This is a genomic window from Pseudomonas sp. AK181 (assembly GCF_051122975.1).
GTDB lineage: Bacteria > Pseudomonadota > Gammaproteobacteria > Pseudomonadales > Pseudomonadaceae > Aquipseudomonas > Aquipseudomonas lactis.
In genome coordinates, this window is record NZ_CP146348.1 from 6,261,473 (window position 1) to 6,276,444 (window position 14,972).

A 14,972-nucleotide genomic window follows, 5' to 3' on the forward strand; every position below is an offset into this window, starting at 1 on the left:
CATGACCCTTTCTCACCCCGTCGCGGTCATCACCAACGACGAACAAGCGCTTATCGTCGCCAGCGACCTTGCTGAAGACCTGCGCCGCGACAGCGCTCAACGCGACCGCGAACGCCGCCTGCCATTGCCCGAGCTGGACGTGTTCTCCCGCTCTGGCCTGTGGGGCATCAGCGTGCCCAAGGCCTACGGCGGCGCGGGCGTGTCCAACGTCACCCTGGCCAAGGTCATCGCACTGATCGCCCAGGCCGATGGCTCGTTGGGCCAGATTCCGCAAAACCATTTCTATGCCCTCGAAGTACTGCGGGTGAACGGTAGCCCCGAACAGCAGCAACGCCTGTACGCCGAAGTACTGGCCGGCCAACGCTTTGGCAACGCCTTGGCGGAACTGGGCACCAAGACCGCCCACGACCGCATCACCAGCCTCAGCCGCGACGGCGATGGTTTTCGCATCAGCGGGCGCAAGTTCTACTCCACGGGAGCGATCTACGCCCAGCGCATCCCCACCTCAGTGGTGGATGCAAACGGCGTGCAGCAACTGGCCTTCGTGCCACGTGACGGCGCGGGCCTGACGGTGATCGACGACTGGAGCGGCTTCGGCCAGCGCACCACCGGCAGCGGCTCGGTGGTGTTCGACAACGTGTGGGTCGCAGCGCAAGACGTGGTGCCGTTCCAGAGCGCCTTCGAACGCCCGACCACCGTTGGCCCGCTGGCGCAGATCCTCCATGCGGCCATCGACACCGGCATCGCCCGTGCGGCCTTTGAGGACGCCTTGCATTTTGTGCGCACCAAGACCCGCCCGTGGATCGACGCCGGCAACGACAAGGCCACCGAAGACCCGTTGACACTCAAGAGCTTCGGCCAATTGAGCAGCCGCCTGCACGCCGCCGAAGCCTTGCTGGAGCGCGCAGGTGAATTCCTCGACCGCGCCCAGGCCGACAGCAATGCCCAGACCGTCGCCGCAGCCTCCATCGCCGTTGCCGAAGTACGCGCCCTGAGCACCGAAATCTCCCTGGCGGCCGGCAGCACCCTGTTCGAACTGGCTGGCAGCCAGGCGACCCTGGCCGAACACGGCCTGGACCGCCACTGGCGCAACGCCCGGGTGCACACCCTGCACGACCCGGTGCGCTGGAAATACCATGCGGTTGGCAACTACTACCTCAACGATGAAAACCCGCCGCTGCGGGGGACCATCTGATGAGCAAAAAAAAGATCCTGCTCAATGCCTTCAACATGAACTGCATCGGGCATATCAACCACGGTTTGTGGACCCACCCACGGGACACGTCGACCCACTACAACACCCTCGAATACTGGACTGAACTGGCGCAAATCCTGGAGCGCGGGCTGTTCGACGGTTTGTTCATCGCCGATATCGTCGGCGTGTATGACGTGTACCAGGACTCCATCGACGTGCCGCTCAAGGAGTCGATCCAGTTACCGGTCAACGACCCGCTGCTGCTGGTGTCGGCGATGGCCGCTGTCACCCAGCACTTGGGCTTCGGCCTTACCGCCAACCTCACCTACGAGCCGCCATACCTGTTCGCCCGGCGCATGTCGACGCTGGATCACCTGACCCGCGGCCGGGTGGGTTGGAACATTGTCACCGGCTACCTCGACAGCGCCGCCAAGGCCATGGGCCTCACCGAACAGGTCGAGCATGACCGGCGCTACGACCAGGCCGATGAATACCTGCAGGTGTTGTACAAGCTCTGGGAAGGCAGCTGGGAAGACGACGCGGTGCGCAACGATCGCCAGGCGCGGGTGTATGCGCAACCGGGCAAGGTGCACAAGGTTGCGCACCACGGCGAGTTCTATCAGGTGGAGGGTTATCACCTGTGCGAGCCTTCGCCGCAGCGCACGCCGGTGCTGTTCCAGGCCGGCAGTTCCGAGCGTGGCTTGCTGTTCGCCGGGCAGCATGCCGAGTGCGTGTTTATCAGCGGGCAGAACAAACCCGCGACCAAGCGCCAGGTGGACAAGGTGCGCGCCAGCGCGGTGGAGGCTGGGCGCAACTCGGATGACATCAAGGTGTTCATGGGCCTCAACGTGATCGTGGGCGCCACCGAAGCGCTGGCGTGGGCCAAGCACGCCGAGTACCTGAGCTACGCCAGCGCGGAAGCCGGCGTGGCGCATTTCTCGGCCTCGACCGGGATTGATTTTGCCCAATACGGGCTGGACGAACCGATCCAGTACGTCAAGAGCAACGCGATCCAGTCCGCCACCCAGAACCTGCAGAACAACGACTGGACCCGGCGCAAATTGCTCGACCAGCACGCCCTGGGCGGGCGCTATATCACCCTGGTGGGCTCGCCTGAACAGGTGGCCGATGAGCTGGAATCCTGGATCAGCGAAACGGGGCTGGATGGTTTCAACCTGACGCGCATTGTGACGCCGGAGAGCTATGTGGATTTCATTGAGCTGGTGATACCGGAGCTACAACGACGGGGCTCGTACAAGACGGAATATGCGCAGGGAACGCTGCGGGAAAAAGTCTTCCACGACACGGCCCGCTTACCCAAGCAACACACCGGCTCTACCTACCGCCACATTGTTTGATCGTTCCCACGCTCCGCGTGGGAATGCCTCCTGGACGCTCTGCGTTCGCTTTTGGGACGCGGAGCGTCCCTGGCTGCATTACCACGCGGAGCGTGGGAACGATCTCGCTACCTAAGACCTTATGACTGGAAAACCACTATGAAAAAGACATGCTTAAACAACCCAGTCAAAGCACTGGCCCTGGCCCTTGGCTTATTCAGCTCGGCGGTATTTGCCGCCGACGCTCCGCTGAAAATCGGCACCACCGCGGCGTTTGCCATTCCGCTGGAAGCCGCCGTAGAAGAAGCCGGCAAGCAGGGCCTGAAGGTCGAACTGGTAGAGTTCACCGACTGGATCGCGCCCAACGTCAGCCTCGCCGCCGGCGATATCGACGTGAACTACTTTCAGCACATCCCCTTCCTGGAAAACGCCAAGGCCGCCGCCGGGTTTGACCTGGTGCCGTACGCGCCAGGCATCATCAACAACGTCGGGCTGTATTCGAAAAAGTACAAGAGCTTCAACGAGCTGCCCGAAGGTGCCAGCGTGGCGATTGCCAACGACCCGATCAACAGCGGTCGCGGCCTGCAACTGCTGGCCAAGGCCGGGCTGATCACCCTCAAGCCGGGCGTGGGCTACAAGGCCACCGAAGAAGACATCATCGCCAACCCGAAAAACATCAAGATCCTGCAAGTGGAAGCCGTGCAACTGGTGCGCGCGTATGACGACGCCGATCTGGTGCAGGGCTACCCCGCGTATATCCGCCTGTCCAAGACCTTCGATGCCGAGTCGGCGCTGTTGTTCGACGGCCTCGACCACCCGGAATACGTGATTCAGTTCGTGATCCAGCCCAAGAGCAAAACCGACCCACGGGTGATCAAGTTCGTCGATATCTACCAGCACTCGCCAGTGGTGCGCGCTGCCCTGGACAAGTCCCTGGGCAAGCTCTACCAGGTCGGCTGGGAAGCTAAACCATGAGTGCCGCCAACGCCAGCTTACGCGACCTGGAACACGCGCCCAGCCACGCCGAACAGACTGAACTGCACCCGGACTTGAACCGCGCCCATGTGCGGTTCATCAACCTGGGCAAAACCTATGACGGCACGGTGCATGCGCTGCAAGGCATTGACCTGGCGATCCAGCGCGGCGAAGTGTTCGGCATCATTGGCCGCAGCGGCGCCGGCAAGTCATCGCTGATTCGCACCATCAACCGCCTGGAACAACCCAGCAGCGGGCGGGTACTGATCGACCAGGTGGACATCAGCGGGTTCGATGAAGACCACCTGGTGGCGCTGCGCCGACGCATCGGCATGATCTTCCAGCACTTCAACCTGATGTCGGCCAAGACCGTGTGGCAGAACGTCGAGTTGCCGCTCAAGGTCGCCGGTGTGCCCCAGGCGCAACGGGCGCGAAAGGTGCATCAACTGCTGGAGCTGGTAGGCCTGCAAGACAAACACAAGGCGTACCCGGCGCAACTGTCTGGCGGGCAAAAACAACGCGTCGGCATCGCCCGCGCGCTGGTGCACGACCCCGAGATTCTGCTGTGTGACGAAGCCACCTCGGCCCTCGACCCGGAAACCACCCAGTCGATCCTCGGCCTGCTGCGCGAAATCAACCAGCGCCTGGGCCTGACCATCGTGCTGATCACCCATGAGATGGCGGTGATCCGCGACATCTGCGACCGCGTGGTGGTATTGGAACACGGGCGTATCGTCGAGCAAGGCCCGGTATGGCGGGTGTTTGGCGATCCGCAACATGAGGTCAGCAAGACCCTGCTCGCCCCCCTGCAACACGGCTTGCCGCCAGAGTTGAAAAGCCGCCTGCAACCCACGCCCGCCTCGGCCGACGCCGCGCTGGTGCTGCGCTTGCAGTTCACCGGCAGCGACACCCTGGAGCCAGACCTGGCGGCGCTGTTCAGCGCCCTCGGTGGCCGCGTGCGCTTGCTGCAGGGCGGCGTGGAACGCATCCAGGGGCATGCCTTGGGGCAACTGCTGCTGGCAGTGAATGCATCGCCGCACAACGGCGAAGAACTGCGCAAACGTGCGGCCAATTGGGCACAACAGGTGGAGGTGCTGGGCTATGTGGTTTGATCGTTTAGTGCAGGGCGCCATCGACACCTTGTTGATGGTGGGAGTGTCGTCGCTGATCGCGCTGCTGGTGGGCATTCCGCTGGCGGTCTTCCTGGTCACCAGTGACAAGGGCGGCATCTACCAGGCACCGGCCCTTAACCGCGTGCTGGGAGCGTTCGTGAATCTGTTCCGCTCTATTCCGTTCCTGATCCTGATGGTGGCGCTGATCCCGTTCACGCGCCTGATCGTCGGCACCACCTATGGCGTCTGGGCGGCAGTGGTACCGCTGACCATCGCCGCCACGCCGTTCTTTGCGCGCATCGCCGAAGTGAGCCTGCGCGAGGTCGACCATGGCCTGATCGAAGCCGCGCAGGCCATGGGTTGCCGCCGCTGGCACATCATCTGGCACGTGCTGTTGCCCGAGGCGCTGCCCGGCATCGTCGGCGGCTTCACCATCACCCTGGTGACCATGATCAACTCATCGGCCATGGCCGGGGCGATTGGTGCCGGTGGCCTGGGCGATATTGCCTACCGCTACGGCTACCAGCGCTTCGATACACAGATCATGCTCACGGTGATCGTGCTGCTGGTGGTGCTGGTGGCGGTGATCCAACTAAGCGGGGACCGGTTGGCGCGGGTATTGAACAAGCGCTGACGTCACGGGCACTCATCCAGCTGGGCAACGCTGGCGCGGGGCACAAAGGTGATGGTTTTTTCCTTGGCCTGCCAGGGCCGCACGATGTAGCTGCCATCCGAGTCGGCCATCACCCGCAGTTTCACGCTGCGCTTGGGGTTGTCGGCGTCTACCAGCACGCCGGGAACCTTGGCCTCTGCCGCCCAGGTCATCAACGTACAGACGCGCCCTCCCGAAGCGGAGCCTTGCAGCGGCAGGCCGCCCAACTTCGCCCCGCTCGCCGGGATCAGCCCGAGTAAAACGATGAGGGCAAAGGCCACCAATGAGGCGAACGCCACCGGGTTTTTCTGAACGCGCATGCGCACCACCAGGCAGGCGGCGCTCCCCTGGATCAGAAACAGCACAGCCATTTCGGCGGCCATGAACGGCGCAAAGAACACGGCGCTGTCGGAGTACTCGCTGAAGGCGCGGGAGACCGGCACCGTCACCATCAGAATGACCACCATTTGAATAGCCCCGGCGCCAGCACTGGCCAGCCAGAACTCGCCGGACAACTCACGCAGGGCAACATGGGCGGGCCGGGCGCGAATGATGATGCCGACATAGGCCACCACCGACGCCATGATCGCCACGATCCAACTGAGCGTCAGCAACAGCCCACTTTCGGCGTTCACGGACAGGTATACGGCGGACATCCAGAACACAAACATCACCAACAGGCTGGCCGCCCAATGCCCCAGTAACCGTCGGTGCTGGGCCGTCTCTTGCGGCGACTGCGGGCTGAGATTGAGTTGATCACTCAGGCGCACACCGGTGCCGTTCAGACGCGTGAACAAGATGAACGTGGGCACCAGGATCGACGCGCCCATCATGCCGATCACAAATACCAACATGGCGAACATCGCCGGCAATGCGGTAAACGCCGACGCCGACAAGATACTCAGCGGCACCTTTTCCATCTGGATGTACTGGTACAGGTACAGGCCTGCCACCGAGAGAATCCCCACCGTAAGCGGCCAGGCACGCTCATTGAGCCACAACAGCCCATTGCTCAATCTCGTGGCGTATTGGTCGACCTTATTCGGCGCGGTGTCGTTGCCAACGGGTGAACGTTTTTCCTCTTCCATGGATGTATAACCCTCTGCAAATGAGGGCCGAATCTTACCCATAATTTCCCGTGGCGGTCTGTCGGATGCGCACACTGCGAACGCCATGAAGCGCCCTACAGCGGATACACGGTTTTCAACTCAAGAGTGGGCCGGGGTATAGTCCCGCTACCTCAGCCGCAGCCGTGCGCCATGCCATGAAACTTGCTCCCGACGACCTCAACCAGATCACCGCCACCACCCTGGGCCATTACAACAAGGTGGCCGAAGACTTCCGTGAAGGCACCCGCGATCACGATGTGAGCCAGAACATCGACGCGCTGCTGCGGCATATCCAGGGCACGCCGCCGTTTACCGTGCTGGATTTCGGCTGCGGGCCAGGGCGGGATTTGCAGACGTTTACGCGCATGGGGCATATCGCCGTGGGCCTGGATGGCTCCGAGCGTTTTGCGCAGATGGCCCGCGAAGACAGCGGCTGTGAAGTGTTGCAGCAGGACTTTCTCAAGCTGGACCTGCCCGCTGCGCGCTTTGGCGGGGTGTTTGCCAATGCGGTGCTGTTTCATATTCCCAAGCAGGAACTGCCGCGCGTGCTCAAAGAGCTGCACGGAGCGTTGAAACCTGGAGGCGTGCTGTTCAGCTCCAACCCTCGGGGCGAGAACCAAGAGGGCTGGAATGGGCCGCGGTATGGGTCTTATCACGACCTGCAGGCGTGGCAGGCCTTGCTGACCGAGGCCGGGTTTGAAGAGCTGGAGCATTACTACCGGCCTGCCGGGTTGCCGCGGGAACAGCAGCCTTGGTTGGCGAGTGTGTGGCGTAAAGTTTAGTGCTGCATCGCCTGTTCCGGCCTCATCGCAGGCAAGCCAGCTCCCACCTTTGGAATGCATTTCACTGTGGGAGCCGGGCTTGCCCGCGATGGCGCCTTAACGGGCAGCGCTATTTCACCTGATACACCACCGCCTTCTTACCCTCCACCAGCACCGTCACACTGCGCCCGGCATACCCCTCTTTCTCCACCGTCGAGAAATTCGCCACCAGCCGCGTCCCATCAGCAAAGGTGGTTTGCTGCACCTGCTTGTCTGCGCTCAGCCAGCGAAAATCAGTCATCGCCTGGGTCGCCAAGCGCTGGTGCAACGGCCGGAAAAAACCGTCCTGGCGCTGAATAATCGGCAGCCGCGCCTTGAGCGTCGCCGCACTGAGGTGGTACAGCGGCGGCACGTTGTAGAGCAGTTGGGTCAGTTCATTGTCGCCCTGCACATTGCTCAGTTTGAGGCTGTCGAACAGCCAATGATGGGTGGTGATCACCGAGCCATGGAACACCGCCTGGTATAACGGCAGGCGCATCGTCGGCTCGAAATACACCGTGCGAAACGGCTCCTTCAACGGCACTGATTTGAAGAACACCGCCGGTTGCTCTGTTGGGTACCAGTTGCCGACGAAGTACGGCGACTGCGGGTCCTGGGTCATCTCGCGGTCGCCCCAACCGATCACTGGGGTCTGCATGCCGTGGGCGAACAGGATGCCCTGGGCGGTGATCGCGTTGCCGTCTTCGGAGCCGGTGACCAACTTAGGCACGGTGTTGATCCAGCGGGAGGCGTCGATATTGCCTTCGGCGTTTTGTGCCTGGGTCATGCTGGCGTTGCTGCGGTAGCTGTCGAACAGCATGCTGGTGGCGTAGGCATCGAGAAACCAGGCATTGAAACCAGCCTTGGCTTGTACCGCCTTCACCCGCGCCTCCAGCAGCGGCCGCACGCAACGTGGGTCGGTGTAGTGACCGGACTTCTGGAAACCGGTTTTCAGCTTGCCGTCTTTCAGCACGATCGCGCAGTCGCGATAGGCCTTGGCGCCCAGGTGGGCAGTGGTCCAATCAGGGTTTTCCGTGGCGGACAGGGCCGTTTCATAGGAGTCGTAAGGCGCCATCAGAAAACCGGCTTCCACCCCGGCGCGGATCGCCTCGGGATGCCAGAGGCCACCCTCCCAACCTTCGCCCAAGGTCAGCAGCAGACGCTCAAGCCCGGCGTCGCGCAGGGTTTGAATGGTGCTACTGCCCCAGGTTTGCGGGCTGTCACTCAAGGCCCCCGCAAAGTCGACGGCCAGTTCACTGCGCAGCTCACCATAGCGGGCGGCAAGGCGGGTCATGTCTGGATCTTGCACTTGCCAGGCCTGCCGGGCCTTGGTGTTGATCGCCGCGTTGAGGCCGCGCAGCAGCACGGTTTGCTCATAGCGATTCAATGCAGTGGGCTTCGCCAGCAGCTGTGCGCTCTCTTTGTCCATCAGCGTCTTGAGTTCATGGCTGCGCAGCCGTTTGATCAGTGTTGGCCAATCACGTACATCGCCCAAAGCCAGCAGGCCGTTGTCCCAGAGGTATACATGGCTGGCGCCCAGCAGTTTCTGGGCTTCGGGCGTTTGCCGCAGTTTGTCCGCCAACGGTTCATAGCGGCCCTGCTCCACCAGCCACTGGCGGTAGCGCTTGGCACCAGCCAACGGGTCGGCATCGCCCAGGTACAGGCGCAGCGTCATCGGCGCGTCGGGCGCCAGCGGGGTGAACTCATGGGACGCCGAGAGGGCCAGGCCGTTGCCGTCGGCTTGCCATTGCAGGCGGTTGTTGTAGGGGTTGGTCAATAGCCAGTTCAAGGTGAAGCCAGCGTGATCCACGCCCCACAGCGGCAGGCTAAGGTCCTGGGTGGTATTGAGCTCACCCCGCTCCAGCAGAAACGCCTTCCAGATGGCATTGCCGGCAGGCACGTAATGCCCCTCGGCCAAAGGCCAGATCAACCCTCGCCCCATGGCCTCGGCAGGCTGGCGCAGCAGGGCCAGTTCACCGGGCTCGCGGGCGTTGATGGTCAGGGCCAGGTCGCGCTGTTGCAGGCGGGCGCTCAGGCGATAGGCGCCGTTGTCCCATTGCCAAGTGGCCTGGTCGGGGGTGTTTTGCAAATGGCTGACGGCATGCGCAGCCACACCGCTGGAGGCCTGCACCGAGGCTTGGCCAGCGGGTGTCACACGCAGCGCCAGAGTGGCGGGGTCGAGTTCGACGCGCCATAAGGCGTTTTCCAGTACGGTGGCGGCGAAGGCAGGCGGAGCAAGGAGCAACGCGCAAAACAGCAAGGTTAGACGCAGGCACTGCATGAGGATCGACCTGGGTTTGGAATGAGGACCAGAGGGTACAACATGCAAGGGTCAGCCAGGGCGACATGGGGATTTTTCAGAAGCTTCACACAGCCTCAGTCAGTTAAGGCTCTTTTGTAGGAGCGAGCTTGCTCGCGAAAAACTCACAGGCGCCGCGTTTACTCAGGAAGCACGCGTTATCGTTGACGTTTTTCGCGAGCAAGCTCGCTCCTACAGAATTAATCCTGTTGTGGCTGATGCTCCTGTTTCGGCTCGCGGATTTTGTACCAGGCCACATACAGCGCCGGTAGAAACAGCAACGTCAGCAACGTCGCAATGATGATCCCACCAATCATCGCGTAAGCCATCGGCCCCCAGAATACTTCTCGCGCAATCGGGATCATGCCCAGGCTCGCCGCCGCAGCAGTCAGCAGGATCGGCCGGCGCCGGTGCTCGGTGGCTTCCACCACCGCATCCCACGGCGTGTAGCCGGCCTCTTCGTACTCGTGGATCTGTGTGACCAGAATCACCGAGTTGCGGATGATGATGCCAATCAGCGCCAGGATCCCCAGGATCGCCACAAAGCCCATGGGCGTTCCCGTGGGGATCAACGCCAGCACCACGCCGATCAGCCCCAGTGGCGCGACGCTCGCCACCAGGAACATCTTCTGCACGCTGTGCAACTGGATCATCAGGAAGGTGGCCATCAGGAACAGCATCAACGGCACCACCTTGGCGATAGGCCCCTGGGCCTTGCCGCTCTCCTCCACGGTACCGCCGGTGGCGACTTTGTAGCCCACCGGCAAGCCTTCGCTGAATTTCTCGATGGTCGGCGCCAACTGCTTGACCAGGTCGGTCGGCTGCATTTCATCGCGCACGGCGGCCTTGATCGTGATGGTCGGCTTGCGGTCGCGACGCCACACCAGCGGCTGCTCCAGCTCGTAACGCACGGTGGCGAACGCCAGCAGTGGAATCGAGGTGCCGTTGGGCGTGACGATCTGCAGGTTCTGCAAGGTTTCCGGGGTGCCCCGCTCGGCATCTTCGGCGCGGCCGACCACGTTGATCAGGTAGATATCGTCGTGCACCTGAGTCACTGCGGCGCCGCTGACCACGCTGTTCATCAACTGCGCCACGTCTTCCGACGACAGCCCCAGTTGCCGCGCCTTGTCCTGGGCGATGTCCACCCGCAGCACTTTGCCCGGCTCGTTCCAGTCGTAGATGATCTCGCCCAGGTGGGTGTTCTGGTCGAGCAAGGTCGCCAGTTCAATGGCGTGCTTGCGCACCTGGTCGATGTCTTTGCCAGACACGCGGTACTGGATCGGCCGCCCGACCGGCGGGCCCATTTCCAGCGGCTGCACGTAGCTGCCGATGCCGACAAAATCGTCGCGCAGGCGCTGTTGCAGGCGGGCGATCAGGGCACCACGCTCTTCCAGGCCCTTGCTCACAATCACTAACTGCGCGTAGTAGGGGTTTTCCAACTGCTGGTCCAGCGGCAGGTAGAAACGAATCGCGCCCTGACCGATATAGGTACTCCAACGGGCGATGTCCGGATCGTCCTTGATGATCGCTTCAAGGCGATCAACGGCCTTGCGCGTCTCGTTGATCGAGGCGTTTTGCGGCAGGTTCAGGTCGACGAGGATTTCCGGGCGGTCCGACGACGGGAAGAACTGGTTCTGCACAAACTGCATGGAGAACACCGAGGCCACGAACAGCGCCACGGTGATGCCAATCGCCCACCAGCGATTGCGCATGGCCCACAGCATGCCGCCATTGAAGGCACGGCCAATGCGCCCCGGCTCGGCGTTGTGCGGTTTCACATTGGCGCTGAGGATATGCACGCCGATCACCGGCGCAAACAGCACCGCCACCACCCACGACACCAGCATCGCCACGGCAATCACCGCGAACAAGGTAAAGGTGTACTCGCCCGCCGAACTGGCGTTGAGGCCAATCGGCACGAAGCCGGCCACGGTCACCAGCGTGCCGGTGAGCATCGGGAACGCCGTGGAGGTATAGGCGTAAGTCGCCGCCTGTTCCTTGGTTTCGCCTTTTTCCAGGCGCGTGATCATCATCTCCACGGTGATCATCGCGTCATCCACCAACAGGCCGAGTGCGATGATCAACGCGCCCAGCGACACGCGCTGCATGGTGATGCCGCTGTATTCCATGAACACAAATACCAGCGCCAGCACCAACGGGATCGAGCACGCCACCACCAACCCGGCGCGCATGCCGAGGCTGATAAAGCTCACCACCAGCACGATGATCACCGCCTCGAACAGTGCGCTGGTGAAGCCGCCGACGGCCTCCTCCACCACTTCGGCCTGGTCGGAGACCTTGTGCACGCCAACGCCCACCGGCAGGTCGGCGGTCAGCTCGTCCATGCGCCCGTGCAGCGCCTTGCCGAACGACTGGATATTGCCGCCCTTCTGCATGGCGATGGCCAAACCAATCGCCGGTTTGCCGTTGAAGCGGAACATCGGCCGCGCCGGGTCCACATAACCACGGCTGATGTCGGCAATATCCGCCAGCCGGTAGAAACGGTCATTGAGGCGCAGGTTGACGTTGGCCAGGTCTTTCTCGGAGGCGAACTGCCCGGAGGTGCGCACGGAGATGCGTTCCGGCCCAGCCTCGATCACCCCGGCCGGCGTTACCGCATTCTGCGATTGCAGGCTTTGCACGACCTGGCGCTGATCAATCCCCAGGGCCGCGAGTTTGCGCGTGGAGAAATTCAGGTAGATCACTTCGTCCTGCTGGCCGATCATTTCGACCTTGCCCAGCCCCGGTACCGAACGGATTTCGGCGCGCACCTGCTCCACGTAATCACGCAGCTGACGCATCGACAGGCCATCGCCGGTAAAGGCATACACCGAGCCGAACACGTCACCGAATTCATCGTTGAACGACGGCCCCTGCAAACCCTGGGGGAAGGTGCCGCGGATGTCGTCGATCTTCTTGCGAACCTGGTACCAGATTTCCGGAATGGCCTTGGCGCTGGTGGTGTCCTTGAGGAACACGAACACCGTGGACTCGCCGGGCCGGGTGTAGCTCTTCACGTAGTCGAGGGAGTCGAGTTCCTCGAGTTTTTTCTCGATGCGGTCGGTGACCTGCTTGAGGGTTTCTTCCTGGGTCGCGCCCGGCCAGCGGGTCTGGATCACCATGGTCTTGATGGTGAACGAGGGGTCTTCTTCACGGCCCAGGTTCATGTACGAGAACACGCCCATCAGCAGCGCGACGAACATCAGGTACCAGACGAAGGACTGATGCTTGAGGGCCCAGTCGGATAAGTTGAAGCTCCCTTTCATCGCGGGCTGTCCTCGTCGATTTTGACTTTTTGCCCGGGTTTCAGGCTGTTCACGCCGGCGGTGACAATGCGCTCGCCGGGTTTGACGCTGCCATTGAGCAAGGCGCTGTGGGCATCACGGCTGATGACCGTGACCTCGCGGGGTTGTACGGTCTGGCTCTGGGTGTCGAGCAGCCAGATACGGGTCTTGCCGTCGACTTCCTGCAAGGCGCTCAGGGGCAGCTCGATGCGCGGGGCGATGGCAGTGCTCAGGGTCACGCTGATGGCGGTGCCCAGGCGGAACGCGGCTGGGGTTTCGGCCAGGCTCAGGCGTGCACGACGGGTGCGCGTGGCGCTTTGGGCCTGGGGTTCAATCTCGCGCACCACGGCGGTGGTATGCACGCTCGGGTCCAGTTGGCCGGCGACCAGGAACACCACATCGGCAGGCAAGCGTTCAGCCAGGCCGGCGGGCAGGTCGATCACCGCTTCCTTGATGTCCGGACGGGCCAGGGTCACCACCTGCTGGCCGGCGCTGACCACCTGGCCGGCCTCGGCCTTCCAGGCGGTGACGATGCCCGCATGGTCGGTGCGCAGTTCGGCGTAGTTGAGCTGGTCCTTGGCCTGGTTGACCGAAGCACGGGCCTGGTCGAGGGTCGCCTGGGTGGTTTTCAAGTCGGTCTGGGCCACATCCAATTGGGCCTGTGCGCCGACGCCACGGTTGAACAACTCCTGTTGCCGCCGAGCGTTGGCCTGGGCGTTGATGAACTGCGCCTGTACCCGCGCCAGGTCGCCCTGGGCGGCGCGCAATTGGTTCTGCTGGTCGGTGGGGTCAAGCACGGCGAGCAACGCGCCCTTCTCCACTTCGGCACCGACATCCACCGCACGGCGAGCGATGCGGCCGGGCACACGGAAACCCAGGTTGCTTTCGTAACGGGCCTGGATGGTACCGGCGAAACGACCGAGGTTTTCCTGGTCTTCGGCCTTCACTTGCATGGACAGCACCGGGCGTATGGGTTCGGGCGGCGCCTCTTCCTTGGAGCAGGCCATCAGCAACAGGCTGGCGGCGACAATCAGCGTCAGGTGCTTCATGGCTGCGCTCCGGGTTGGGCGATCTCGACGACCATGCCGGGGTGCAACAATTGCCCACCGGCTATCACCACTTTTTCACCGCCTTTGAGCCCTTCGCCGATGATCACTTTGCCGGTGAGGTAGCGCGCCACAGTGACCTTGTGCAACTGCGCCTTGCCCTCGCCGTCCACCAGCCATACGGCTGGCTCGTTGAGGTCTTTGGTCAGGGCCGACCAAGGCAACTCGATGCTCGCCTTGGCCGGGCCATTGGCGGTGGCACTCACCACCGAGCCCAGCTCCATGCCCTTGGGCAGGCTTTGCAGGGCGATCTTCACTTGGACGGTGCCGGTATTGGCGGCCACGGCGGGCGTGACTTCGCGCACTTTGCCCACGGCCTTGATGCTCGGGTTGTCCAGCAGGCTCACCGTAATCGGCGCGTCGGGCGGCGGCTCCACCAGCAAGGACTCATACACGTTGAACACGGCGTCACGTTCGCCATCGCGGGCCAGGCTGAAGATCGGCACGGTGGCTTGTACCACCTGGCCGACTTCAGCCTGGCGCGCCGTAATAATCCCCGGGGCATCGGCAATCAGCGAGGTGTAGCCCAATTGCTCGCGGGCATTGGCCAACTGCGCCTGGGCAGCGGCCAGGGCACTTTGACTGCTGCGCAGCGCGGCCTGGGCGGCGTCATATTCGCTGCGGCTGGTATAGCCTTTGGGCAAGAGTTTTTCCTGGCGCACAAAGGCGGCGGCGGTCTGCTTGACCCGCGCCTGTTCGGCCACGACCTGGGCCTGGGCCGAATCGACGTTGGTCTGCAAATCCTTGGGGTCGAGCTTGGCCAGGACTTGCCTGGCGGTGACGCGGTCGCCCACGTCGACCATGCGCTGGATGATCTTGCCGCCCACGCGAAAGGACAGATCGGTTTGCACCCGCGCCTGGATATCACCGGTCAGCGTGACCGCCGCGGCGAAATCCGCCGACTGCACGGTTTGCACGAACACCCGCGAATGCTGTTTGGGCTCGGCTTTGTCTTGGCCGCAGCCGCTGAGCAGCGCCAGGAGGCCAAGGCTGAAAATAAATGTCGAAGTGCGACCGCCCATGCAGGCTCCTTTTGCGTGATGCCGACGTGCAAGTGTGTATGCGACTGTGAGCTTAGATCAGGGTTCCTTATCTGCATGGAG

11 protein-coding genes are annotated in these 14,972 nt (G+C 62.7%); 6 read left to right on the plus strand and 5 right to left on the minus strand.

Annotated features, from left to right (window positions below):
• Position 1 precedes the first annotated feature (1 nt).
• From V8689_RS28530 to V8689_RS28550, 5 genes are all read left to right on the plus strand, one after another.
• Entirely contained in the window at positions 2–1,195 is a 1,194-nt protein-coding gene (locus V8689_RS28530; RefSeq protein ID WP_056782601.1) for an SfnB family sulfur acquisition oxidoreductase, read from the plus strand.
• Positions 1,195–2,553 (plus strand): LLM class flavin-dependent oxidoreductase, encoded by a 1,359-nt coding sequence (locus V8689_RS28535; protein WP_056782600.1) that lies wholly within the window; start codon positions 1,195–1,197, stop codon positions 2,551–2,553. Before V8689_RS28530 ends, V8689_RS28535 begins: the two co-directional genes overlap by 1 nt.
• A gap of 138 nt (positions 2,554–2,691) precedes the next feature.
• Positions 2,692–3,507 (plus strand): MetQ/NlpA family ABC transporter substrate-binding protein, encoded by an 816-nt coding sequence (locus V8689_RS28540; RefSeq protein ID WP_056782599.1) that lies wholly within the window; start codon positions 2,692–2,694, stop codon positions 3,505–3,507.
• Positions 3,504–4,619 (plus strand): methionine ABC transporter ATP-binding protein, encoded by a 1,116-nt coding sequence (locus V8689_RS28545; RefSeq protein WP_056782598.1) that lies wholly within the window; start codon positions 3,504–3,506, stop codon positions 4,617–4,619. Before V8689_RS28540 ends, V8689_RS28545 begins: the two co-directional genes overlap by 4 nt.
• On the plus strand, positions 4,609–5,253 hold the full coding sequence (locus V8689_RS28550) for a methionine ABC transporter permease (RefSeq protein ID WP_003187635.1): 645 nt from the start codon (positions 4,609–4,611) through the stop codon (positions 5,251–5,253). Before V8689_RS28545 ends, V8689_RS28550 begins: the two co-directional genes overlap by 11 nt.
• 2 nt (positions 5,254–5,255) lie before the next feature.
• Here V8689_RS28550 and V8689_RS28555 read toward each other — a convergent pair whose 3' ends face one another.
• The gene (locus V8689_RS28555) at positions 5,256–6,359 is read right to left on the minus strand and encodes a hypothetical protein (protein WP_056782597.1); all 1,104 of its coding nucleotides are present in this window, start codon (positions 6,357–6,359) and stop codon (positions 5,256–5,258) included.
• Between the two features lie 176 nt (positions 6,360–6,535).
• On the opposite strand from V8689_RS28555, the gene V8689_RS28560 reads away from it, so the two are divergent.
• The gene (locus V8689_RS28560) at positions 6,536–7,162 is read left to right on the plus strand and encodes a class I SAM-dependent methyltransferase (protein WP_056782596.1); all 627 of its coding nucleotides are present in this window, start codon (positions 6,536–6,538) and stop codon (positions 7,160–7,162) included.
• 109 nt (positions 7,163–7,271) lie between these two features.
• Here V8689_RS28560 and V8689_RS28565 read toward each other — a convergent pair whose 3' ends face one another.
• The 4 genes from V8689_RS28565 to V8689_RS28580 form a co-directional block, all read right to left on the minus strand.
• On the minus strand, positions 7,272–9,461 hold the full coding sequence (locus V8689_RS28565; protein ID WP_056782595.1) for a glycoside hydrolase: 2,190 nt from the start codon (positions 9,459–9,461) through the stop codon (positions 7,272–7,274).
• 218 nt (positions 9,462–9,679) lie between these two features.
• A complete protein-coding gene (locus V8689_RS28570) occupies positions 9,680–12,745 on the minus strand; it encodes an efflux RND transporter permease subunit (protein WP_032894148.1) in 3,066 nt (1,021 codons plus the stop codon).
• Complete coding sequence (locus tag V8689_RS28575; protein ID WP_056782594.1) at positions 12,742–13,812, minus strand: efflux RND transporter periplasmic adaptor subunit; 1,071 nt, start codon at positions 13,810–13,812, stop codon at positions 12,742–12,744. Before V8689_RS28575 ends, V8689_RS28570 begins: the two co-directional genes overlap by 4 nt.
• Positions 13,809–14,891 carry an efflux RND transporter periplasmic adaptor subunit gene (locus tag V8689_RS28580; protein ID WP_034125475.1) on the minus strand — a complete coding sequence of 361 codons (1,083 nt, stop codon included), beginning with the start codon at positions 14,889–14,891 and terminating at the stop codon, positions 13,809–13,811. The genes V8689_RS28575 and V8689_RS28580 overlap by 4 nt, the downstream gene beginning before the upstream one ends.
• Positions 14,892–14,972: the final 81 nt, after the last annotated feature.

Bases quoted from the DNA above. Each gene is read 5' to 3' on its own strand.
- V8689_RS28575 (WP_056782594.1), bottom strand. From the start codon at position 13,812: ATGAAGCACCTGACGCTGATTGTCGCCGCCAGCCTGTTGCTGATGGCC.
- V8689_RS28580 (WP_034125475.1), bottom strand. From the start codon at position 14,891: ATGGGCGGTCGCACTTCGACATTTATTTTCAGCCTTGGCCTCCTGGCG.
- V8689_RS28555 (WP_056782597.1), bottom strand. From the start codon at position 6,359: ATGGAAGAGGAAAAACGTTCACCCGTTGGCAACGACACCGCGCCGAAT.
- V8689_RS28545 (WP_056782598.1), top strand. From the start codon at position 3,504: ATGAGTGCCGCCAACGCCAGCTTACGCGACCTGGAACACGCGCCCAGC.
- V8689_RS28565 (WP_056782595.1), bottom strand. From the start codon at position 9,461: ATGCAGTGCCTGCGTCTAACCTTGCTGTTTTGCGCGTTGCTCCTTGCT.
- V8689_RS28570 (WP_032894148.1), bottom strand. From the start codon at position 12,745: ATGAAAGGGAGCTTCAACTTATCCGACTGGGCCCTCAAGCATCAGTCC.
- V8689_RS28540 (WP_056782599.1), top strand. From the start codon at position 2,692: ATGAAAAAGACATGCTTAAACAACCCAGTCAAAGCACTGGCCCTGGCC.
- V8689_RS28560 (WP_056782596.1), top strand. From the start codon at position 6,536: ATGAAACTTGCTCCCGACGACCTCAACCAGATCACCGCCACCACCCTG.
- V8689_RS28550 (WP_003187635.1), top strand. From the start codon at position 4,609: ATGTGGTTTGATCGTTTAGTGCAGGGCGCCATCGACACCTTGTTGATG.
- V8689_RS28535 (WP_056782600.1), top strand. From the start codon at position 1,195: ATGAGCAAAAAAAAGATCCTGCTCAATGCCTTCAACATGAACTGCATC.
- V8689_RS28530 (WP_056782601.1), top strand. From the start codon at position 2: ATGACCCTTTCTCACCCCGTCGCGGTCATCACCAACGACGAACAAGCG.